The following is a 21427-nucleotide window of genomic DNA, read 5'->3' as shown; positions in this document are numbered from 1 at the left end:
CCTCAGAAGGCCATGCTCAGATGTTCAGCAATCGGGCCCAACGCCAGTGTCGGCAGGAAAGTAAGGCCACCCACCAGCAAAATGGTCACCGTCAGCAAGGTCACGAACAGCGGGCCGTGAGTCGGGAAGCTGTTCTGGCCGATCGGTGCGGTTTTCTTCATTGCCAGGCTGCCGGCCAAGGCCAGGACCGGGAGGATGTAGCCGAAGCGACCGATCAACATGCCCAGGCCCAGCATCAGGTTATGGAACGGGGTGTTGGCGCCGAAGCCACCGAACGCAGAACCGTTGTTGGCACTGGCCGAGGTGTAGGCGTAGAGCAACTGGCTGAAACCGTGGGCACCGGGGTTGCTTACCGAGGCCACAGGCCCTGGCAGGCTGGCCGCGATCGCACCGAGCACCAGTACGCCGATCGGCATGACCATCAGGGTCACCACCAGCAATTGCACCTCCCTGGCTTGCAGTTTCTTGCCGAGATATTCCGGGGTGCGGCCGATCATCAGGCCGGCGAGGAACACCGCAATCAACACGTTGAGCAACATGCCGTAGAGCCCGGCACCGACGCCTCCGAAGATCACTTCGCCAACCATCATGTTGACCAGTGCGACCATGCCGCTCAGCGGATTGAGGCTGTCGTGCATGGCATTGACCGAACCGTTCGACGCCGAGGTCGTGGTCACCGACCACAGTACGCTGGCGGTTGTGCCGAACCGTGCTTCCTTGCCTTCCAGCGGCGCGGTCTGTTCGACAGCGACGTTGTTCAGCGCCGGGTTAGGTTGGTACTCGGCCCACAGCGAGGTCGCGCCACCGATCAGGAACAGCGCCAGCATGCAGGCGATGATCGCGCGGCTCTGACGCAGATCCTTCACGTAGTGGCCGAAGGTGAACACCAGCGCAACAGGGATCAGAATGATCGATGCGACCTCGAACAGGTTGCTCCAGGCTGTCGGGTTCTCGAACGGATGCGCCGAGTTGACGCCGAAGAAACCGCCACCGTTGGTGCCCAATTGCTTGATCGCAATCTGGCTGGCCGCCGGGCCGAGCGGGATCACCTGGTCGACGCCTTGCAAGGTCACGGCATGCACGTACTGGGCGAAGGTTTGCGGTACGCCCTGCCACACCAGGTACAACGCCAGCAGCAGGCACAGCGGCAGCAAACCGTAGAGGGTGGCGCGGGTCATGTCGACCCAGAAGTTGCCCAGGGTCTTGGTCGACTTGCGGCCGATACCGCGACACAGCGCAACCAATACCGCCAGGCCGGTGGCGGCGCTGACGAAGTTCTGCACAGTGAGACCGGCCATCTGACTCAGATAGCTCAGCGACGCCTCACCGCTGTACGCCTGCCAGTTGGTGTTGGTCATGAAGCTGACGGCGGTGTTGAACGCCAGCGTCCACTCTTGCCCCGGCAGGTTCTGCGGGTTGAGCGGCAAGTGGTCCTGGAGCAACAGGATCGCGAACAACAGCAAAAAGCCCGCAAGGTTGAAAGCGAGCAAGGCCAGTGTGTATTTCTGCCAGCTCTGCTCGGCCTGCGGATCGACACCGGCGACACGATAACAGCCACGTTCCAGCGGCCCGAGGATTGGCGTCAGCCAGGTGCGCTGGCCTTCCATGACCTTGTAATAGAAGCGCCCGAGGAACGGCGCAGGTAGCAATACCAGCGCGAAAAATCCGAGGATTAGCCAATAGTCATAACTGTGCATGGCCGCTCCTAGTTCCGGTCCGCGCGCAACAGCGCAACCAACAGATAAATGAACAGCCCCACTGCCAGCAGCAGCGACACTCCATCCAGAACGCTCATGGAAATTCTCCGTGTTACGGCGTATTGCCGCGTGTGAGCCATTGTCGGAAGGAAGGCTGTAAAGGAACGAGATCGAGGAGTCTCGCCGGGCATAAAGAAAGCGTAAAGAGTGGGTTTATGCGGGGATTACAGGGGGCTGGATCAAGCTTCAGGCCGGCAAAACCGGTCGTTTCGCGCGTTGTCGCGCACCACTGAAACTCAAGCCCGACAGGCTTGACGCAACAAAAATGGCATTAACACTCTTGCACCTCCCCGCTCGTGCCTACAAGCTACGGCTATTGGCATTATCGAATTACTGAAAAAGGCTGGCCTCCATGCGTATCCTCATCACCGGCGGTGCCGGTTTCATTGGCTCTGCCCTTATTCGCGAGTTGATTCGGCACACCGAACATGAAGTGCTCAATCTGGACAAACTGACCTATGCCGGCAATCTCGAGTCGCTGACCAGCATCGCCAACGACACTCGTTATGAGTTCGTCCAGGCCGATATCGTTGATCAGTCGACTGTCAGAGCAGTGCTGGCACGCTTCCAGCCTCACGCGATCATGCACCTGGCAGCTGAATCCCATGTGGATCGGTCCATCGACGGGCCATCGGAATTTATCCAGACCAACATTGTTGGCACCTACAGCTTGCTGGAGGCAACCCGTGCCTATTGGCAAACCCTCACAGAGCCTGAGAAAAGCGCGTTCCGCTTTCATCACATCTCTACCGACGAGGTTTATGGCGATCTGCATGGTGTCGATGACCTGTTCACGGAAAGCACGCCCTACGCTCCGAGCTCGCCCTACTCCGCCAGCAAGGCTGCGTCCGACCACCTGGTCCGCGCCTGGCAGCGCACCTATGGTTTGCCGGTACTGCTGACCAATTGCTCGAACAATTACGGGCCGTTCCACTTCCCCGAAAAACTGATTCCGCTGGTCATCCTCAATGCGTTGGCCGGCAAGCCGCTACCGGTGTATGGCAATGGCCTGCAAGTGCGCGACTGGCTGTTCGTCGAAGATCACGCCCGGGCTCTGCTCAAAGTGGTGACCACTGGCTCCGTCGGCGAAACCTACAACATCGGTGGGCACAACGAACAGAAGAACATAGACGTCGTGCGTGGCATCTGTGCCCTGCTTGAAGAACTGGCACCGCACAAGCCCGACGGTGTTGCGCACTATGCCGACCTGATCACGTTCGTACAGGATCGTCCCGGCCACGATCAGCGCTATGCAATCGATGCCGGCAAGATTGAACGCGAACTGGGCTGGGTGCCTGAAGAGACGTTCGAAACCGGCCTGCGCAAAACCGTGCAATGGTATCTGGACAACCTGGAGTGGTGCCGTCGTGTTCAGGATGGCAGCTATCAAGGTGAACGCCTCGGCGCCATCGATAACAAGGAGTTGCTCGCATGATGAAAGGCATCGTTTTAGCGGGAGGCTCGGGCACACGCCTGCACCCGATTACCCTCGGCGTGTCAAAACAGCTGTTGCCGGTCTACGACAAACCAATGATCTACTATCCGATTTCGGTGCTGATGCTGGCCGGCATCAAGGATATTCTGCTGATTTCCACCCCCCAGGATTTACCTCAATACCGCAACCTGCTGGGTGACGGCAGCCAGTTCGGGGTCAATTTCAGCTTTGCCGAACAACCCTCACCGGATGGGCTGGCCCAGGCGTTCCTGATTGGCGAAGAATTCATTGGCAATGACCCTGTCTGCCTGATCCTGGGGGACAACATCTTCCATGGCCAGCACTTCGGCGAACAATTACAGAACGCGGCAAAACGCACCTCTGGCGCCACCGTGTTCGGTTACTGGGTCAAGGATCCCGAGCGCTTCGGCGTGATCGATTTCGACAGTGATGGCCGTGCGCTTTCAATCGAAGAAAAACCGACGACGCCGAAATCCAGTTATGCCGTTACCGGTCTGTATTTCTACGACAACGATGTCATCGAGATTGCCAAGGCAGTAAAACCTTCGCCACGCGGCGAGCTGGAAATCACCGACGTCAACAATGCCTATCTGCAACGGGGCGATCTGCAGGTGGAGCGTTTCGGCCGAGGTTTCGCCTGGCTCGATACCGGCACCCACGACAGTTTGCTCGAAGCCAGTCAGTACGTGCAGACCATCGAGCACCGCCAGGGACTGAAAGTCGCCTGCCTCGAAGAAATTGCCTACGAGAATGACTGGATCAATCGTGAACAGTTACTCGAGCGGGCGCAGTACTTTGGCAAGACCGGGTATGGTCAGTACCTCGCCAAACTGGCCGGGGACGAACAATGATCATGATTGAACCCGGCGTGCACGAAGAGACCGGACTGTTGCCATGAGAATTCTCATCAATGGCCAGCACGGCCAGGTCTCACGCGAGCTGCAACACCGACTGGGCGCGGTCGGCGAACTGATCGTACTGGGTCGCGACCAGCTCGACCTGACGCAACCCGAACAGATTCGTCGGCAGGTCCAGACCGTTCGGCCCGATCTGATCATCAATGCGGCAGCCCATACAGCGGTCGATCAGGCCGAAAGCGAGCCGCAGACAGCCTTTGCCATAAACGCAGTCGCCCCCGGCATTCTTGCCGAAGAAGCGCTGGCTCTCGATATCCCGCTGATTCATTACTCCACTGATTATGTATTCGACGGAACGAAGGTCGGAGCGTACAACGAGGACGACGCGCCAAATCCGCTCGGGGTGTATGGCCGGAGCAAGCTGGCCGGTGAACAGGCCATCAGGGACGTGCAAGGTAAATACCTGATTCTGCGCACCAGTTGGGTCTACTCGAACCATGGCCGCAACTTCCTGCTGACGATGCAGCGTTTACTGCAGGAGAAAACAGAGTTGCGCGTGGTCGCCGATCAAATCGGAGCGCCAACATGGGCAGGCACGATCGCCGACAGTACCCTGGCCCTGATTGAACGCTGGCAGGCGGGCATGGCCGGCAGCTGGGGGACGTTTCATCTGACTGCTCAGGGCCAGACCTCCTGGTTTGGCTTTGCCCAGGCAATTGGCGAAGCATTGCAACAGCAGGGAAAACCCTGTGCCAGTGTGCTGCCGATTCCCACCAGCGATTACCCGACGCCCGCGACCCGGCCGCTCAATTCACGTCTCGATTGCAGTCGCCTGCAACGTGAGTGGGGTGTCAGTCAACCTGACTGGCAAACTGCACTGTGCGCGTGCCTTCGCCAACAGACATAGGCATCAAACCACGGCACCGCTCGTTCCTGTACTCCATGCTTGCCGCCCATCAGCGCGCCGATGCACCAACGGCGCGCGATGTTGACCAGACATTGATGGCATTCGCCTGCGCCACACGTAACAGGCATAGAATGCACAGGTAGCGATGGAACTGCTGCCAGACCCCGTCACTCAAAGTGGTATGCACGATCGGTTGGCGAGCCTCGCCGGCCCGTTTGTCATCAAGGAGAGTCCCATGCCCTGGTATGCCTGGTTAATTTTGGTTGTTGCCATTGGCTCGATCGTTGGTGGTTTGATGATGCTACGCGACACCGCCAACAAGGTTGAACTGACCGAAGAGCAACGTAAACGCGTGGCTGAACGTAATGCGCAAATGGACGCCAAAGAAGCGCAGGATCGCTGATAAAACCCCGCCAGAACCGGCGGGGTTTGTTTTTTTCCGCAACCGAAAAAACCTTGGCAATGCCTGCCAGTATTGCGGTTTTGTATCAGAATCGAAGCATCTGTATGCTTTTTAGAAGTAAAAGTACAATCACCATCCAATTTTCATTGGTTAAGATGACGCATTGATGTGGAGATTTCAGATGCGTTATTCGCAGGACCATAAAGCCCAGACCCACCAACGCATCATCAAGGAAGCTTCGGCGCGATTCCGCCGCGACGGTATCGGCGCGACCGGCCTGCAACCTCTGATGAAAGCATTGGGCTTGACCCATGGCGGCTTTTATTCCCACTTCGAGTCCAAGGACGAACTGGTAGAAAAGGCTCTCCAGGAGTCTGGCAATCAGGTTGACGGCTTGTGCGCGCAAATCTTTGCCGAAGAAAATCCCCTCGAAGCCTTCATCGATACCTACCTGTCGCAATGGCACCAAACCTCGCCCCACGAAGGTTGCCCTCTAACGACCATGTCTTCGGAACTTGGCCTGCGCGGGCAGCCGAGCACGACAAGTGACACCGTGCTCAAGGCTCGACTGGATCAGATCGAGCACACCCTCAAAGGGGACAACACCGCTGATCGCAGCATTGTCATCATGGCCGCACTGGTCGGCGCCCTGCTACTTTCACGCAGCGTTGCCGACCCGGAACTCGCCCAACGCCTGCTCGACGTCACGCGCGAGCATCTCAAGCAATCGCAGGACTAGCCCTGCCAGCGCTTGAACAACACGCTGGCATTGACGCCGCCAAATCCAAAACCGTTGGACAGCGCATAATCGATAGTCATCGGCCGCGCCTGGCCGCGAACGATGTCCACGCCTGCGGCAGCGGGATCCGGATTGTCTAAATTAAGCGTGGCCGGGACGATCTGGTCACGAATGGCCAGCAGTGTGAAGATCGCTTCGATCCCGCCCGCTGCCCCAAGCAAATGTCCGGTTGCCGACTTGGTCGATGTCACTGCAATTGCATTCTGCGCACCGAACAACGACTTGATCGCCGCCAGTTCACCCAGATCGCCCACCGGGGTCGAGGTCGCGTGAGCGTTCAAATGCTGAACCTGAGCAGGTGAAATACCGGCCTGGGCCAAGGCCAATGCCATCGCTCGCCGCGCACCGCTGCCATCCTCGGGTCCCGCGGTCAGATGATAGGCATCAGCACTGGTGCCATAACCGACCAGTTCAGCCAACGGTTGAGCGCCGCGCGCCAAGGCATGATCCAGGGATTCGATCACCAGCAGCCCCGCGCCCTCGCCCATGACAAAACCATCGCGACCGCTGTCGAACGGACGCGAGGCGCGTTCCGGGGTGTCGTTATAACCGCTGGATAAAGCACGAGCTGCAGCAAACCCGGCGAGACTGACGCGATCGATCGCGGCTTCCGCGCCGCCACACACGGCGATATCCGCCTCGCCGCTACGAATCAACCGTGCCGCATCACCGATCGCCTGCACACCGGCGGCGCAAGCGGTGACTGGCGCACCCAGCGGGCCTTTGAAACCATGTTGAATCGAGACATGCCCGGCAGCGAGATTGACCAGAAACGACGGAATGGTAAAGGGTGACAAGCGTCGTGGGCCACGGCTGTCCGTGGTGCGCACCGCATCGGCGATTGCACCGAACCCCCCTACGCCAGAACCGATAATGGTTGCCGTGCGTTCCTGGGCGTTGCTGTCCAGGGCTTGCCAACCGGCCTGCTCCAGCGCCTGACGTGCCGCCTCCATGGCAAACAGAATGAAGCGGTCCATTTTCTTCTGTTCTTTGGGCGCTGTTGCCCGATCCGGGTCGAACCCGGCCTCGGGATCCTCGGCCAGCGTCGGCACCGACCCACCCACCTTGGCCGGCAGATCGGCAACCACCTCCTGCGGCAGATTGCGCAGCCCGGAACGCCCGGCCAGCAGCCTTTGCCAGACAGCTTCGACACCGCTGCCCAATGGAGATACCAGGCCCATGCCCGTTACAACGACTCGACGATCATTCATACCGCAAACACCTCTGGCCGATTGATAATGCCTCACTTGTAACGTGAGGCAGCCTTACTTCTGGAAAGATTCGGCGCCATGACATGACGCGCGGCTACAAAGGCATCCCAATCCGCGGCATCAGGTAGCGAAGGAACGGTGACCAACTCACCCTGATCCAGGCCCGCCAACGCTGCGTCGACCATTTCCCCTGCGTCCATGACCATATCTGCAGGAATCTGTGAAGCGTCGATACCGGAGCGCTCCCATATTTCAGTACGTGTGACGCCTGGCAACACGGCCTGAATCTTCACACCAGTCCCATCCAGTTCCGCGTTCAACGACTGAGTCAGACTCAAAACATAGGCCTTGCTGGCGCTGTACGTTGCATTAAAGCGCTCGGGAAACAGGGCCACCACTGAAGCTATGTTGATGATGGTGCCGCGACCGGCCTTGGTAAAACTCGCCGCCGCTGCCGAGGCCAATCGCGTAACCGTTGTGACGTTCAACTGGATCAAGCGCTCCAGTTGTTCCAGATCTGCATTAGCCAGCAGACCATCCGCAGCCACACCGGCGTTATTCAATAACAAGCTGATACTGGAATCACTTCGCAGACGCTGCTCAACCTTGAATACATCCTCTTTTTGCGTCAGATCTGCCTTTAGCACTTCGACCTGAATTCCATGCCGTGAACGCAATTCGTTGGCCGCAGCCTCCAGGCGCTGCTCGTCGCGCGCAACCAGCAACAAATCAAAACCGCGCGCCGCCAACCGTTCGGCGTAAACGCCCCGATGCCGGAAGAGGCGCCGGTGACAAGGGCTGTACCTTTGAACTGAACAGAACTCATGGGAAGTGCTCCTTGGGACGTTTAAGGAAAAACCCGACGCCAGAACGGATCAGCGAAGTGATATATTATAGTCATAATTTAAAGGTCGCAGGGGACCTGAATGATTTCCGGGAAATGGTCGGTTCGTCGGGTTTTCGGCAAAGTCCGACCGCACCTGCTGAACTGAAAACGCCCGACTGACTTTCAAGCGCAAAGGAGCGGCCTATCAATCCACGTGGAAAATTGCATGATCGACGAAGATAACGCATACAAAACAGATACTCCCATGATGTCGTGTGCTTGCACCGGGATGCCGAAACGATCAAAACTGCTGATGACGATCATTCAAACAACAGCTGCTGCGTCCTGCTTCCTATCGGCTCATCCGCCGGTTGACTCTTGCCGTTTGCGAACAAATGCTGGAAAATCAAAATGTAACTCGATGTTTTCCTTCAACAACATACATGACGGGAATTTCCAGCTGTATTATGGAGCCTCTGTCGAATTTATTTGAGCGCGCGATGAACAGCCCAGTAAATACAATCAGCAATTCCAGCCACGAAGTAGTTGAAGTAAAGGATCTCATCAACAGCCTTTGGGATCAAAGAGCTATTGTCTTACTGTTTACCGCACTAACTGCTTCCGCCGCCATTGCATACACCGTATACGCTACGCCGGAATATGAAGTCGAAACTACGATCCGGCCTGTCACCAAGGCGGACCTCGATGAACTGAATGAATCGGGGCTTTATAAACTAACTCCAAAGGATGCCCTGACACGCGTCGGATCTTCAATGCAGTCTTATGACGTGCGCCTGAAATTCTTCAAAACTTACCCGCAGTACCTGGCACCCGTCCAGACACCAAACCAGTCAATTGAAGAAACCTTCAAAAAATTCAATGAAAAATCATTCACCATTGAAATAATTGACCCGAAAAAAAGCACAAGCCTTTCTGAGGCCGTGGGCCTCAGACTTAGGTATCCACAGGGTATAGATGGCGTCGGAATTGCAAAAAACTTTACTGATTTTGCAATTAAGACCGAAAAAGAAAAAGTAGCTTCGAGCCTTGAAACCCTGGTAAGCAATCGCATCATTCAAGTAGAAAAAAAGCTGGAGTCAAAAAAGGCTGCGTACGAAGCAGAGAAAGATTCCAAAATCGCCGTTCTGCTTGAAAAAGATCAACTTAAAAAACAAATACTTCAGGACGAACTGAAAGCATTACGTCAACAGTTGCAAAGCCGCAGACAAAATCGTGTCAAAGAGCTTGATGAAGCAATCGTCATTGCAAAAAAACTCGGCATCGTCAAACCCACAACACCTTCAGCGTTGGGAGACACGGATCAAGCCCATCAAGGCAACATGATCCGGACAGAAGTCAACAATCAGAAAATACCGCTGTATTTCCTGGGACAGGCTGCCCTGGAAGCTGAGCGTGCCACCCTGGAAACCCGTCGCTCTGACGACTTCACCGAGCCGCGCATTGATGAAATTCAAAAAGAACTCAGCTTGCTGGCCACTAACCGCGAAGCAATACTTCTTAAAGAGCGTGACAATCCTGAGCTATTCGTCAAGGACTTCGCGGATATTCGCGGCGAACTGATGCACTTGAAACAACTGCATGTGGACTTCGATCAATTCAACCTCGCGCAAATTGATAAAGAAGCAACTCCACCTGAAGGCCCGGTAAAACCGAAGAAGGCTCTAATTGTCGGTTTCGGTATGATATTCGGGTTTATGCTGGGCGTTGGCGTCGCTATTATCCGTCGAGCCGTCCTGTCGCTGCGCTAAATCCGACATAGATGAAAGGGTCGCGTTTGTTCATCAAACGCGATCCCTCAGCGGTAGTAATTCTCGAATTAGCTGCCCTCCCCAGCCACTTATAAAGTGAAGGTAACGGCTCTCAGCTAATCGGCCAACCCCATCACTGGACCAAGTGCTCAATGATTGTAGCTATTCAACTTGCGCACTGGCCACAGCAACAGGCTGATGGTTATGGTCCAACCAGACATTGACACTTTCGACACTTTCTCCTGATAACTTCCCTGCCCAACGATTCAGAATAAAAAGATTGGTGATGAAATCGTACTGCGCCTTGAGCAGATCACGACGCGCCTTGAATTCGTTTTGTACAGCCGTCAATACATCCACGGAATTGACGACACCATAGGTAAACGCCTTTTCAGCCGCGACACGGGATTGCTCGGCCGACGCCACCGCATTACGGTTGGCGCGAATTTTTTCTATGCTGGAGTCGGCGGTCAAATACGCGTTTGTCGTTTCCTTGACCACTTGGCGACGAGTCGCAATCAGTTGTTGTTCTGCGGTAAGCTGATCTTGATACAGCTGCCGCACCCGCGCTGACGTGGAACCACCGCTGAAAATCGGAATTTGCACCCCAACGCCAGCTACATAGCTATCGGTCTGGGGGGCCAGCGAGTTGTTATAACCTTCGTTAGTCTGTTGCGCACTCAGGTTCAGATTAACCGTCGGGTAATGCCCGCCCTTGCCCGCGCGCAATGCAGCCTCGGCAGCGTCCTGTGCGCTTTCACCGGCCTTGATGGACGGGTTCGCGCTGATTGCCTGTTCCACCCACGATTCCAGGCTCTGCGCTGACACTTTGAACTCGACATCACTACGAACGCGACTCAGCCTTTCATTGACCGGACGCCCAATGATTTCCGAGAGCGCAACACGGCTCAGACTGGACTGGTTGCGCGCGTCAACTTCCTGGGCGGCCAGCGAATCGACCCGCGACTTGAGGTCCAGTAAATCGGTGACCATAGCCAACTGTTTACTGTACAGGGCGCTGACTCTGTCCAGGTTTTTCTGGGTAGCCCTACGTTCGGCCTGTACCAGTTCTAGTTCGTCATCGGCAGCCAATGCGAAAAAATAACGCTGCGCAAGATCAACAGTGGCCTCTGCCTGCGCCTCCGTCGACTCGGAGTCCGCTTGTTTGGCCAGGCTTTTATAGTGCTGGTAGTTTTCCCATGCAGCCTTGTTGTACAGCGGCTGAGTTAACCCCACCGTGTAATTGCGGCTGTCGTATGCCTCGTTGAGTCGTATGTTGTTCTGCTTGATACGGTTGAAACCCGCGTTCGCAGTCACCGAAGGCAGTAGGCTGCCAAACGCCTGCTTTTCCTGTTCGACAACCGATTGCGCCCTGGAGTAAGAAGCAATTACCCGGGGGTCTTCAAGGCGTGACTCGCGATACAGCTGCATCAAGTCAACGGAATAGGCCTGCTTGCTGATTGAATTCGTCTGCACAGCGACATTCGAGGATTGGGCGACCTTTGGTTCGGCGGCATGAACAGGCAACGCCAACGAACCCAATATCAGACAGGGAAACAGGCGCACGATCACTCCTCGATCATCGACTGGGCGATAACATCACGTGCCGGCTGCATCAAATATTGCAGCATGGTGCGCTCTCCCGTGCTGATCAATACCTCTGCCGGCATGCCCGCCAACAGCTTGCGATCACCCAGCTTGCGCGCACCATCCCCGGTGACACTGATCCGGGCCAGATAATACGGTGCGCCGGTTTTTTCATTGATCAAGCGGTCGCCGGACACGCTCGTCACCCGACCTTCGATGACAGGTGTCGTGGCCGTGTTAAAGGCGCTGAAGCGAATGTCCGCCAATTTGCCAATAGCAATTCGATCGATGTCATTGGGGGCTACCTGCGCTTCAACCACCAGATCGGAAACCGACGGAACGATATCCAGCAAGGGCGTCGCCGGACGCACAACACCACCGATGGTGTGAACCGTCATGCCGATCACCATCCCGTCTTCCGGAGCGCGAATAACCACCCGGCTCAGGCGATCTTCCAGCGCCGAGGCTTTTTCCTGCAGGTCGTAGGCCTTGGTCTGGGTCTCTGCCAACTGCCGGGTAACGTCGGCGTCAAAGTCCTTGTCGATCTGCAGGATCTGTAACTGCGTTTCATTGATCTGCAACTTGGTCTTGATGTTCGACGATCGGTGATCCGCCACTTCAGACTTGAGCAAATCCAGCTTGCGCGCCTGTTCCAGCATCCGCTGCTTGTCGACAAAACCTTGGGCCAGCAATTCTTTCAATTCGGCAATTTCGCCGCTGTAGGATTCTTGCAAGTTGGTCTTGGTACCGATCATGGTATCGGTGCCCTTGATTTGCTGATTCAACTGACCGATACGTTCTTGCAGGACCGAAATTTGTCCAAGCCGCGAACTACGCCGCGCGTTGAACACCTGAGTCTCGCCGTAGCGCGCCTCGGTACTGCGCTGACTGTCGGCATTGATATCGCTCGGGAACGCGATCGTCGCAAGGTTATCGCGCTCGGCGAGCAAGCGCGCCTCCATCGTCCTCGCAGCGATCAACTGACTGCGGGTCATCTCGTATTCCGAGCGCAGTTGAGCGTCATCGAGCACGATGATCGGGTCACCTTTCTTCACCACATCGCCATCATGTGCAAGCAGGTCCTTGACGATACCGCCCTCCAGATGCTGTACCGTCTTGCGATACGTTTGCACGGTAACCACCCCCGGCGCGTACGCCGCACCGTCGAGTGGCGCAAACGCCGCCCATCCGCCGAACAGGCCGAATGTCACGAACACAATGTAAAACCCGATACGCCTTACGGATCCATCGGAGGTGGGCAGATCTGCGAAAGTGTCGGCAGGACTAGTGAGCGTATGGTTCATCGATAGCATCCTGTCAAACGTCGGCCGAAGCGACGTCTGTGCCGGCCGTTGCGCCAGGCTTTTGCTGGGTGGCCAATTGAGGCGAATTGAGTTGCGCGAGAACCTGATCCCGCGGGCCGTACAAGCTGATCGTGCCGGCGTTCATCACCAGCAAGTGATCGAGATGGGCCAATATGGAGGTGCGGTGGGCGATAACGAAAACCGTCGCACCCGTGAGTTTTATCTGTTGCAGCGCCAACGCCAGCGCGCGCTCCCCGACCTCGTCCAGATGAGCGTTCGGCTCATCCAGAACGATAAGCCGCGGGCTGCCATAGATTGCCCGGGCCAACCCTATACGTTGTCGTTGCCCGCCAGAGAGATTGATACCCCCCTCGCCAATGACCGTATCGTAGCCACTGGGCAACATCAGAATCATTTCGTGAACACCGGCGATCCTGGCCGCCAGCACCACTTTTTCCGGATCAACCACACCAAAACGCGCGATGTTGTCGCTGATTGTGCCTTCGAACAATTCGATGTCTTGCGGCAAATACCCCAGATGCGGTCCCAGCTGGCTTTTGTCCCAATTGGCAATATCGGCACCATCCAGACGTACCACGCCATTTTGTGGCTTCCACACCCCCACCAACGCTTTGGCAAGCGTTGACTTGCCCGAGGCGCTTGGACCGACGACACCGATCATTGACCCTGCCCGCGCATTGAAACCGATGCCCTTGATGATCGCGGTCTTGGCACCCGGTGCACCCAGTGTGAGGTTTTCTACCGTCACGTGACCGATCGGAGCGGGCAATTGCATACGCTCAGGTTCGGCATTTTGCTGGTCGAGAATGCTGTTCAGACGCGCGTATTGTGAACGCGCAGAAATAAATCCTTTCCAACTGCCAATCATCAAGTCCAGAGGCGCCAGCGCCCGACCCAGCAGCACGGAACCTGCGATCACCAGCCCCGGGCTGATCTCGTGGCTGACCGCCAGATAAGCGCCAAGGCCAAGAATCAGGGACTGAACGAGCATTCGGAAGGTTTTTGAAATCGTTGTGATGATCCCGCTGCGATCGCTGGCCCGTGACTGCAACAGCAGGACTTTCTTTTGACGCAGACTCCAACGTGACATGAGGGAGTCCAGCATACCCATGGACTCGATCACTTCGGCATTGCGCAGATTCTTGTTGGTGTGCAGTGACGCAGCAATGCTCTCTTTGTTGGCCGCCGCCAGAACTTTGCCCGTGGACTGCTCATTGATGTAGGCCAGCGCCAGCAAAATCACCGCACAGCCGATTGCCGTCCAGCCGTACCAAGGGTGGAACAGGAACAGCACCGCGACATAGATCGGCAGCCACGGCGCGTCAAAAAACGCGAACAGGCCATTGCCGGACATGAACTGGCGCAGCCCGGTCAGGTCGCTGAGCGGCTGCGCCGAAGCATCCATGCCACCGCTGTCCAGAGCCCGTTTGAAACTGGCCCTGTAGACATCACGGCTAAGCAACACGTCGAGCCTGGTGCTGACACGAACCATGATCCGCGAGCGTACCCACTCCAGCAGTCCCATGGTCACGAGCAACACGGTCAGGATTATGGTCAACATGGCCAGGGTTGTCAGGCTACCGCCCGTGACGACCCGTCCGTAGACCTGAAGCATGTAAAAGGTAGGAACCAACATCAGTGCGTTGATGAACAGACTGAAAAAACCCACCGATATGAAACTGTTCCTGCAGGCCCCAAGGGCTACTTGCAAACTATTTTCGGTTCGACTGCGCATCATTTCGGAACTGACAACCTGGTGTGTTTATCGGGCTTTGCGGGGCGCGCGAGTGTAGCACCTGAGCGACAATCGCAGTATGAAATCGCCATCATGACCGACATTGAAAAAGTAATCGCCACGCAGTATCCCGTCGCTGATCATTGACGACTCAATAAACCCGCCATTAGTGATTAACGGTTCTTTAACATACCGGCTAAAGAACTGTAAAATAAGCAAAATTTCGGCCAGCAACGCCGTTTGCAGCGTGTTTTGGATATTGGGTTGGCCACCCACTCATCAGGGAGTCAATTTTGATCAATTATTTTGCTTTACTCGCCAATATGGTCCGACAAGAATCGGCTGCAACCGGCATGTTGCTTCAAGATGTAGCCCGCGAATTATTGGCCACCAATACGACTCACTCGGACGGCGCCTGGTGGGCTGCCCATGGTAATGACCCCTTCTATACCGCCGAGCAGATCTATAAAACCATCAAGGGTGACCCGACTGCCGAACGCCCGGAACTCCTGTGCGGCAATATGGTTAACGTGTTCAGCGGCCTCTGCGCCGAGCTTGGCCTGCAAAAACGTACCATTTGGACGTATTCAGATTCCCAGGGTTATTTTCAGGGGCATACGTACCTGGAAATTTTCAATACCACAACCAACAAGTGGGAAATCCAGGACGCGGACTACAACGTCTATTACACCGATATTCGCACGGGCGAACGTGTCGGTGTCATGGACATGATGAAAGCAGACGATGTTGAGTTTTTCATCCCCCACAACGCGAATGAATCCGGATGGACAGAGACAGGCGCAGATGCCTTGCGCCAGGCCAATCTCTATGCGGCCCAGATGATCACTACTGAACACAAGCTCTATACCAGTAACGACAGTCTGAGCGATACCTTGCTGGACAGCATCTCCAATTCGCTCAGCGGGGTCTTTACCTATACGGTACAGGGCTCTGCCGGCAATCCAAACGTCACCCATTTTACCGACAGCAATGCCATCACCGATAACGGAAGAGCCACGATAACCGGCACCTCGGGAGCGGACCTTGTTTCCTATGATGGCAGCGCACTCAGTCCGGTGTTCGCCACGCTGATCGGCGGAGCGGGCAATGACACGCTCGCTCTACGTTGGTCCGGCGGTCAACTTTACGGCAATGCTGGCAATGACGTCCTGATCGGCGGACAGCAGTCAGATCTCCTCTCCGGTGGTACAGGTGATGACTACTTGTCTGGCGGAGGCGGTGCAGACCAGTATGCGTTTTCCAAGGGCGACGGTTTCAACGACATCGTCGACAGTTTCGGCGTAGGCGCAGATAAACTTGTTTTCCTCGGCGTCAGCGGTGCCGGCGGTACTGGCCGCGCGCAACTGTCGCAAAATGAATTCAATTTGAGGGTCGACCAGAAGTTAACCACAGACGGAATCTATCTTCGTTATGACATCGATGGCGATTTCCGTTTTGATGGCGCAATGCTGATCGAAGACCGTACGACACTGCTCACCGCCAGCGATGCAACTTTTGTTTTCAACGCTGATCCACACGCAGGCTTCAAGACCACGACTGTCACCGGGACCCCAGGTGCCGGGTACGCCGAAAAAATCTACGGCGGTACCGGCGCAGACAAAATCCTCTACACAGGCACCCTTGGCGCCGAACTGGCTGGCAGTGCCAGCGGAAAAAACAGTGGCGATGACGTCATCCAGTCTCGCTCGGATGCAAATTGCTCGCTGTACGGTCAAGATGGCAACGACGTATTGGTTGGCGGTAACGGCAGCGACTTTATCGTCGGAGGTACCGGCAACGACCTGTTGGTTGGCGGAAACGGTCGGGACGTCTTCGCATTCACCGCAGGCTCCGGCTCGGACACCATCCAGGATTTCAAACAAGGTGAAGACACCCTCTACGTCTATGGCTGGACGACCGCCAAGGGAATCACGCAAACGCTACAAGACCAGGGGCTGGTGGTGTCATTCGACACCGCGGGTGACGGTGCTCACGGTGGCAATATCACGCTGGTTGGCCAGACCACCTTGTTGAACGCTGCTGACATACACCTTGCCTGAACTCGGGTGACTGGTAGCAATAACAGCTCCAGCAACCACAGACGACCGGCCCGCCGGGCATAAGTCTCGCTACAGACAAAGGCCGATCAATGATCGGCCTTTGTCGTTCTATCACTCGCTCAGTTCACTTCGATCCTGTCGCGGTTTCTATCCAGAATCGCTTTGCCGATGCCCTTCACTTCCAGCAATTCGTCAACTGACGCAAACGCGCCATTGCTTTCACGATAAGCAACAATCGCTTTCGCTTTTTCCTCACCCACACCCGCCAACTCTCGTTGCAGCGTAGGTGCATCAGCACTATTGAGATCAACTTTGCCGGATTGCGCCTTGGCGGCTACATCCTGCACCTGAGGAGCGTTGCTGACCCCAGGTGCGTTGACAGGTGCGGCGATTGCCGAAAGGGAGGCACTGGTAAGAAGGGCAAAAACCAGAGAAAGAAAATTGCTTGTGCGCATTTGTGAAGCTCCATGCCATCGTTTGAGAAAGCAGCTTTTCCGAAGCTGCCCTCCAAACCTAGGTCATGTTATCGAACTGTCAAAAATGTGTTCGTTGCAGGATATGAAGCAGTCAGGGCTCCAGGCGGCGTTGCTGGTAAATCCAGTCGACAATCTCACCGTCCGGGGTGTAACCGCTGACAGTGTCGCGCAACAACTGACGGACGCGCGCATAGTCGTCCTGATCAACCGCAGCGAGCAACTCGGTGAGCCTCTCCTTCAGCAGATCCCACGACAGGTGATCCTCGTTGGCAGTCATGATCATCGGGTGCTGCGTAGCCGCTACGTTGTCACCGATCAGCAACTCTTCGTAAAGCTTCTCGCCAGGGCGCAACCCGGTGAACTCGATAGCGATATCGCCATGCAGGTTTCTTTCCGAGCGCACGCTCAGGCCGGACAAATGGATCATCTTCTCGGCCAGCTCGACGATCTTCACGGGCTCACCCATGTCCAGGACAAAGACATCACCGCCCTGCCCCATGGAGCCCGCCTGAATCACCAATTGCGCCGCTTCAGGGATGGTCATGAAGTAACGAGTGATCTTGGGGTGCGTAACAGTCAGCGGACCACCCGACTTGATCTGTTTGTGAAACAGCGGAATGACCGAACCCGACGATCCGAGGACATTACCAAAGCGCACCATCGTGAAACGTGTTTTGTTCACGCGTGAAACGTTACTCGTATCACCGAACAACACCGGAGCCAACTCGCGACTCAATGCTTGCAACGTCAGCTCGGCAAGGCGCTTGGTGCTGCCCATGACATTGGTAGGTCGTACGGCCTTGTCGGTCGAAATCAGAACAAAGTTGGCCACTCCTGCCTGGAGTGCGGCCTGGGCCGTATTAAGCGTGCCGATCACATTGTTGAGTACGCCTTCGGCAATGTTGTGCTCGACCATTGGTACATGCTTGTAGGCTGCGGCGTGATACACCGTGTCCACTCGCCAGGACTTCATCACGTCAAGCAGCTGGCTCGGGTTACGCACCGAGCCAAGAATCGGCAAAAGACGAATGGACAGGGACTCTCGAGCGACCCGCTGCTCCAGCTCGGACAAGATGGAGTAAAGATTGAACTCACTGTGTTCAAACAGCAGGAGCGTTGTCGGGCGCAGCGCCAGAATTTGCCGGCAAAGCTCAGAGCCGATGGAGCCACCAGCGCCCGTGACCAACACCGACTGACCCGTGATGCAATGCTCGAGCAAGTCAGCCTGGGCCGGTACTGCATCCCGTCCGAGCAGGTCCGCAATATCTACTTCCTGGATATCGTCAACCTTGACCCGGCCACTGGCCAGGTCCATGAAACCCGGGATACTTCGAACGTGCAGCGGAAAGCCTTCGAGAAACCCGAGAATCTCGCGCCGGCGCCCGCGGTTGGACGAAGGAATAGCGAGGAGAATTTCCTGGGCGCCAGTGTTGTCGATCATCTGCTGGATATTATCGGGCTGATACACCTGCAACCCGGAGATCACCCTGTCGGCGATTCCGCTATCGTCATCGATAAAAGCCACAGGCCGCATGACGCGCCCCATCCGCAGTGCAGCAACGAGTTGATTACCCGCCGCCCCCGCACCGTAGATAGCTACTTTCGGCAGGCCGTCATCCCGACTGGTGAAAGGGACGTGCTGAGCAGCACTGAACCAATCGCCCATGAAGTACTGACGCATGCCCAGGCGCAGTCCGCCGATCATGATCAGGCTCAGCCACCAGTAGTTGAAAATGATCGAGCGAGGAACAACGTTTTGGTGGTTGCTGTACCAGTACACCACAACGCCAAGTATCAAGGACGATAGTGTCACCGCCTTGATAATGGCAATCAGTGCGTCATTTCCGAAGTAACGCATGACGGCACGGTACATGCCAAAGCGGACGAAAAGAGGGATGGCGATTACAGGGGTACTGACAAAAAGCCAGACGTGCTGAGTGAACGGGTTGATCAGCTCGTCCACCCCCAATCGAACGACAAACGCCATCCACAGGGCAAACCAGACCAAGAAAATATCGGTCATCACCTGCAAAATACGTTTATGTCGTCTTGGCAGACTTAACAACTTTGCCCGAATCTTATCCATAAACCCTCTTAACACCTCTCGAAGCTCCTAGCATTGATACAGCAACCACAGCTCTCGGTAACTCGCTTGCCGACGAAGCAATGCTCAGAACCCAATGCGTCAATCACACCTTGCCGGCGATTTCCAACTCGCCTGCGTGAAACTTGAAAGCCAGCAACACCAAAGGCACGTAGGCCAGGACCAGTCCTGTCACGCCATCGAGATACTGCATGGCCACCAATATAGCGACTGGCACCAACCACAACAAATTGATCGCTGCGATGGCCAGAGTGACCACCCGATGGCTGCGATACTTTCGTGAAGCGTACTGGTAGCCATGACTACGATGAGCCTCATAAACCTTATCCCCGCGCAACAGCCGACGAATGAGGGTAAAGGTGGCATCCACAATAAAGACGCCCAACAAAATGAGCCAGACCCAGAGAAACAGAGGGTTGGTCCACGCCGCATGTAGCGACATCACCGCCAATACGATGCCCAGAAAACCACTGCCGGCATCCCCCATGAAAATCTTCGCTGGCGGAAAATTCCAGGCAAGGAAACCCGCTACGGCCATCGCCAGTACAAGCGGCGCAATGGCGAGGCTGGTGTGGCCTGCGACCCAGTAGACCAGGCAAGCACCAACACAGGCGCAAATGGCCTCGACGCTGGCCAAGCCGTCAATACCGTCCATGAAGTTGTAGAGATTGAGCATCCAGACCAGATAGAACGCCCCGATGACATAGCCGAACCAGCCGAGACTGAACACGTGACCAAACAGATTGATCGGTGCCATCCCGCCAATCCAGCACAATGCCCAGATGGCTCCACCGAAATGCGCAAGCAGGCGCCAACGCGCGGCAATATGCCCATGGTCGTCGAGAAAACCGACGATCGCGATCCAGCCGCCGGCCCCCAACAGAGCCAACGCCATCGGCCAGGCGACGGCGTCTGTCCAGGCCAGGACCGGCAGTGCAATCAAAAAGCTTACCACGATCGCCACACCACCACCCCGAGGGGTAGGAACCGAGTGTGAGCTACGCGCATTGGGAACATCTATCAGGCTGCGTGCCAATGCGTATTTGCGCAATGCACCGGTGCCCAGGAACGAAACAGCCACCACCAACGCCAACAACCATATTGTGTTCAAAGGTCAACTTCCTGAAACAACCAAAACCGGTTCTGCAACTGAACCGGCATTGTCATAAGCCAGCTTGGCGCTGACTTTCCTTGTAGTAATTGGCAGTCGATGCAAGCGCCTCATCGACGCTGATCGGAGGAATCCAGCCCAGCAATTCTCGAGTCTTGCTTATATCGACTTGCAACGAACCGCACAGGCGTTGCGACAATGACTGCTTGCCCAGAAGCTGCGCACCCCGTTCAAGCAGCACGCTCGGCACAGGTAACAGGCGTGCAGATTTACCCAATGCCTGCGCCATCCGCGTCAACAATTGCGTCGTGGACAAATCCTCGCCATCGCTGACGAGAAAGGTCTGATTGGCGGCGGCCGGATGCCGGACACAGGTCACGATCAAATCAGCAAGATTGTCGAGCGCGACCAGACTGCGCCGATTATGGATGGCGCCGAATGGCAGGGGTATTCCCTTGTCCAGCCAACGCATCATGCTCAAGAAGTTGGCTCGCACACCCGGGCCGTAAACGAGCACCGGACGGATGATGACCACTTCCATGCCACTGGTGCTCGCAATCTCGCGCAGCCCCTGTTCGGCCTCCATTTTCGAAATGCCATACGGGTCGGCAGGTGCAGGTGCCGCGTCGGCGAAGTACGGCTGGTTGAGCGGCGTACCTTCGCCATTCACCTTGATCGAACTGATGAACACGAAGCGACGAGCACCCAACGACGCCGCCTGCCGAGCGAGGCTCAGCGTGCCTTCGACATTCACCTTGCGAAACGCCTCAAGCGGATCGGACTCGGTATCATTCATGACGTGAACGCGCGCCGCGCTATGAATGACCACTTGCACTTGATCCAGTGCCTGCGACCAATCGGTATCAGCGCTGAGCCCGGCGGTTCGAACGGTAGTAGCGCGCGACGGACAGTCAGGCAAGGCGTGCCCACGAATGGCTGCCACTGGCTCCAGATCGTCAGAGGCCGCCAAGCGAGCCAATACCGCGCGACCAACGAAACCCGTGGCACCTGTCAATAAAACACGCATTTTTCAAACCTCGACGA

The 21427-nt window shown here is 56.2% G+C and carries 18 protein-coding genes and 1 pseudogene; 8 read left to right on the top strand and 11 right to left on the bottom strand.

The annotated features are described in order from the left end of the window. Nucleotides 1–2 precede the first annotated feature (2 nt). Together kdpA and kdpF are read right to left on the bottom strand one after the other, a co-directional pair. On the bottom strand, nt 3–1697 hold the full coding sequence (gene kdpA, locus KW839_RS20175) for a potassium-transporting ATPase subunit KdpA (protein ID WP_218425303.1): 1695 nt from the start codon (nt 1695–1697) through the stop codon (nt 3–5). Between the two features lie 8 nt (nt 1698–1705). Further along, nucleotides 1706–1795, bottom strand: a complete 90-nt coding sequence (gene kdpF, locus KW839_RS20170) for a K(+)-transporting ATPase subunit F (RefSeq protein WP_007899818.1) — start codon at nt 1793–1795, stop codon at nt 1706–1708. A gap of 314 nt (nt 1796–2109) precedes the next feature. Here kdpF and rfbB point away from each other — a divergent pair, with 314 nt between their 5' ends. The 5 genes from rfbB to KW839_RS20145 all read left to right on the top strand — a co-directional run bounded on the left by rfbB (nt 2110) and on the right by KW839_RS20145 (nt 6119). After that, nucleotides 2110–3192, top strand: coding sequence for a dTDP-glucose 4,6-dehydratase (gene rfbB / locus KW839_RS20165; RefSeq protein WP_218425302.1), 1083 nt, complete (start codon nt 2110–2112; stop codon nt 3190–3192). Continuing rightward, nucleotides 3189–4064: a glucose-1-phosphate thymidylyltransferase RfbA gene (gene rfbA, locus KW839_RS20160; protein WP_218425301.1), complete on the top strand. Its 876-nt coding sequence runs from the start codon at nt 3189–3191 to the stop codon at nt 4062–4064. The genes rfbB and rfbA overlap by 4 nt, the downstream gene beginning before the upstream one ends. Before the next feature lie 43 nt (nt 4065–4107). Further along, nucleotides 4108–4977, top strand: coding sequence for a dTDP-4-dehydrorhamnose reductase (rfbD, locus tag KW839_RS20155; RefSeq protein WP_218425300.1), 870 nt, complete (start codon nt 4108–4110; stop codon nt 4975–4977). A gap of 235 nt (nt 4978–5212) precedes the next feature. Beyond that, nucleotides 5213–5380, top strand: coding sequence for a DUF2897 family protein (locus KW839_RS20150; RefSeq protein ID WP_020299652.1), 168 nt, complete (start codon nt 5213–5215; stop codon nt 5378–5380). Between the two features lie 181 nt (nt 5381–5561). Next, entirely contained in the window at nt 5562–6119 is a 558-nt protein-coding gene (locus KW839_RS20145) for a TetR/AcrR family transcriptional regulator (RefSeq protein ID WP_060540905.1), read from the top strand. On the opposite strand, the gene fabF is transcribed toward KW839_RS20145, so the two are convergent. Further along, on the bottom strand, nt 6116–7390 hold the full coding sequence (fabF, locus tag KW839_RS20140; RefSeq protein WP_218425299.1) for a beta-ketoacyl-ACP synthase II: 1275 nt from the start codon (nt 7388–7390) through the stop codon (nt 6116–6118). The genes KW839_RS20145 and fabF overlap by 4 nt on opposite strands. 32 nt (nt 7391–7422) lie before the next feature. Continuing rightward, a pseudogene (locus tag KW839_RS20135) lies at nt 7423–8216 on the bottom strand (SDR family NAD(P)-dependent oxidoreductase). Between the two features lie 226 nt (nt 8217–8442). On the opposite strand from KW839_RS20135, the gene KW839_RS20130 reads away from it, so the two are divergent. Further along, nucleotides 8443–8709, top strand: coding sequence for a hypothetical protein (locus KW839_RS20130; protein ID WP_218425298.1), 267 nt, complete (start codon nt 8443–8445; stop codon nt 8707–8709). 7 nt (nt 8710–8716) lie between these two features. Further along, entirely contained in the window at nt 8717–9985 is a 1269-nt protein-coding gene (locus KW839_RS20125; protein ID WP_218425297.1) for a Wzz/FepE/Etk N-terminal domain-containing protein, read from the top strand. A gap of 162 nt (nt 9986–10147) precedes the next feature. Here the strand turns inward: KW839_RS20125 and KW839_RS20120 are convergent, their stop codons facing one another. Genes KW839_RS20120 through KW839_RS20110 form a run of 3 tightly spaced genes read right to left on the bottom strand, consistent with a single transcriptional unit; the run spans nt 10148 to nt 14632 of the window. Next, nucleotides 10148–11557 (bottom strand): TolC family outer membrane protein, encoded by a 1410-nt coding sequence (locus tag KW839_RS20120; RefSeq protein WP_371318087.1) that lies wholly within the window; start codon nt 11555–11557, stop codon nt 10148–10150. Continuing rightward, complete coding sequence (locus KW839_RS20115; RefSeq protein WP_218425296.1) at nt 11554–12876, bottom strand: HlyD family type I secretion periplasmic adaptor subunit; 1323 nt, start codon at nt 12874–12876, stop codon at nt 11554–11556. Before KW839_RS20115 ends, KW839_RS20120 begins: the two co-directional genes overlap by 4 nt. Before the next feature lie 13 nt (nt 12877–12889). Beyond that, entirely contained in the window at nt 12890–14632 is a 1743-nt protein-coding gene (locus tag KW839_RS20110) for a type I secretion system permease/ATPase (RefSeq protein ID WP_218425364.1), read from the bottom strand. 293 nt (nt 14633–14925) lie between these two features. Between KW839_RS20110 and KW839_RS20105 the strand changes: the two genes are divergently transcribed. Continuing rightward, the gene (locus tag KW839_RS20105; RefSeq protein WP_218425295.1) at nt 14926–16692 is read left to right on the top strand and encodes a calcium-binding protein; all 1767 of its coding nucleotides are present in this window, start codon (nt 14926–14928) and stop codon (nt 16690–16692) included. A gap of 119 nt (nt 16693–16811) precedes the next feature. On the opposite strand, the gene KW839_RS20100 is transcribed toward KW839_RS20105, so the two are convergent. The 4 genes from KW839_RS20100 to KW839_RS20085 all read right to left on the bottom strand — a co-directional run bounded on the left by KW839_RS20100 (nt 16812) and on the right by KW839_RS20085 (nt 21410). Next, the gene (locus KW839_RS20100) at nt 16812–17147 is read right to left on the bottom strand and encodes a helix-hairpin-helix domain-containing protein (protein WP_218425294.1); all 336 of its coding nucleotides are present in this window, start codon (nt 17145–17147) and stop codon (nt 16812–16814) included. 112 nt (nt 17148–17259) lie between these two features. Continuing rightward, the gene (locus tag KW839_RS20095) at nt 17260–19254 is read right to left on the bottom strand and encodes a nucleoside-diphosphate sugar epimerase/dehydratase (RefSeq protein ID WP_218425293.1); all 1995 of its coding nucleotides are present in this window, start codon (nt 19252–19254) and stop codon (nt 17260–17262) included. Nucleotides 19255–19357: 103 nt separating this feature from the next. Further along, on the bottom strand, nt 19358–20383 hold the full coding sequence (locus KW839_RS20090; RefSeq protein ID WP_218425292.1) for a glycosyltransferase family 4 protein: 1026 nt from the start codon (nt 20381–20383) through the stop codon (nt 19358–19360). A gap of 52 nt (nt 20384–20435) precedes the next feature. Further along, entirely contained in the window at nt 20436–21410 is a 975-nt protein-coding gene (locus KW839_RS20085; protein ID WP_218425291.1) for an SDR family oxidoreductase, read from the bottom strand. Nucleotides 21411–21427: the final 17 nt, after the last annotated feature.

The sequence above is a fragment of the Pseudomonas sp. PDM31 genome (assembly GCF_019218965.1).
Taxonomy (GTDB): domain Bacteria; phylum Pseudomonadota; class Gammaproteobacteria; order Pseudomonadales; family Pseudomonadaceae; genus Aquipseudomonas.
This window is presented reverse-complemented; position numbering and strand designations above follow the sequence as displayed.

Bases quoted from the DNA above. Each gene is read 5' to 3' on its own strand.
- kdpA (WP_218425303.1), bottom strand. From the start codon at position 1,697: ATGCACAGTTATGACTATTGGCTAATCCTCGGATTTTTCGCGCTGGTA.
- kdpF (WP_007899818.1), bottom strand. From the start codon at position 1,795: ATGAGCGTTCTGGATGGAGTGTCGCTGCTGCTGGCAGTGGGGCTGTTC.
- rfbB (WP_218425302.1), top strand. From the start codon at position 2,110: ATGCGTATCCTCATCACCGGCGGTGCCGGTTTCATTGGCTCTGCCCTT.
- rfbA (WP_218425301.1), top strand. From the start codon at position 3,189: ATGATGAAAGGCATCGTTTTAGCGGGAGGCTCGGGCACACGCCTGCAC.
- rfbD (WP_218425300.1), top strand. From the start codon at position 4,108: ATGAGAATTCTCATCAATGGCCAGCACGGCCAGGTCTCACGCGAGCTG.
- KW839_RS20150 (WP_020299652.1), top strand. From the start codon at position 5,213: ATGCCCTGGTATGCCTGGTTAATTTTGGTTGTTGCCATTGGCTCGATC.
- KW839_RS20145 (WP_060540905.1), top strand. From the start codon at position 5,562: ATGCGTTATTCGCAGGACCATAAAGCCCAGACCCACCAACGCATCATC.
- fabF (WP_218425299.1), bottom strand. From the start codon at position 7,390: ATGAATGATCGTCGAGTCGTTGTAACGGGCATGGGCCTGGTATCTCCA.
- KW839_RS20130 (WP_218425298.1), top strand. From the start codon at position 8,443: ATGATCGACGAAGATAACGCATACAAAACAGATACTCCCATGATGTCG.
- KW839_RS20125 (WP_218425297.1), top strand. From the start codon at position 8,717: ATGAACAGCCCAGTAAATACAATCAGCAATTCCAGCCACGAAGTAGTT.
- KW839_RS20115 (WP_218425296.1), bottom strand. From the start codon at position 12,876: ATGAACCATACGCTCACTAGTCCTGCCGACACTTTCGCAGATCTGCCC.
- KW839_RS20110 (WP_218425364.1), bottom strand. From the start codon at position 14,632: ATGCGCAGTCGAACCGAAAATAGTTTGCAAGTAGCCCTTGGGGCCTGC.
- KW839_RS20100 (WP_218425294.1), bottom strand. From the start codon at position 17,147: ATGCGCACAAGCAATTTTCTTTCTCTGGTTTTTGCCCTTCTTACCAGT.
- KW839_RS20095 (WP_218425293.1), bottom strand. From the start codon at position 19,254: ATGGATAAGATTCGGGCAAAGTTGTTAAGTCTGCCAAGACGACATAAA.
- KW839_RS20085 (WP_218425291.1), bottom strand. From the start codon at position 21,410: ATGCGTGTTTTATTGACAGGTGCCACGGGTTTCGTTGGTCGCGCGGTA.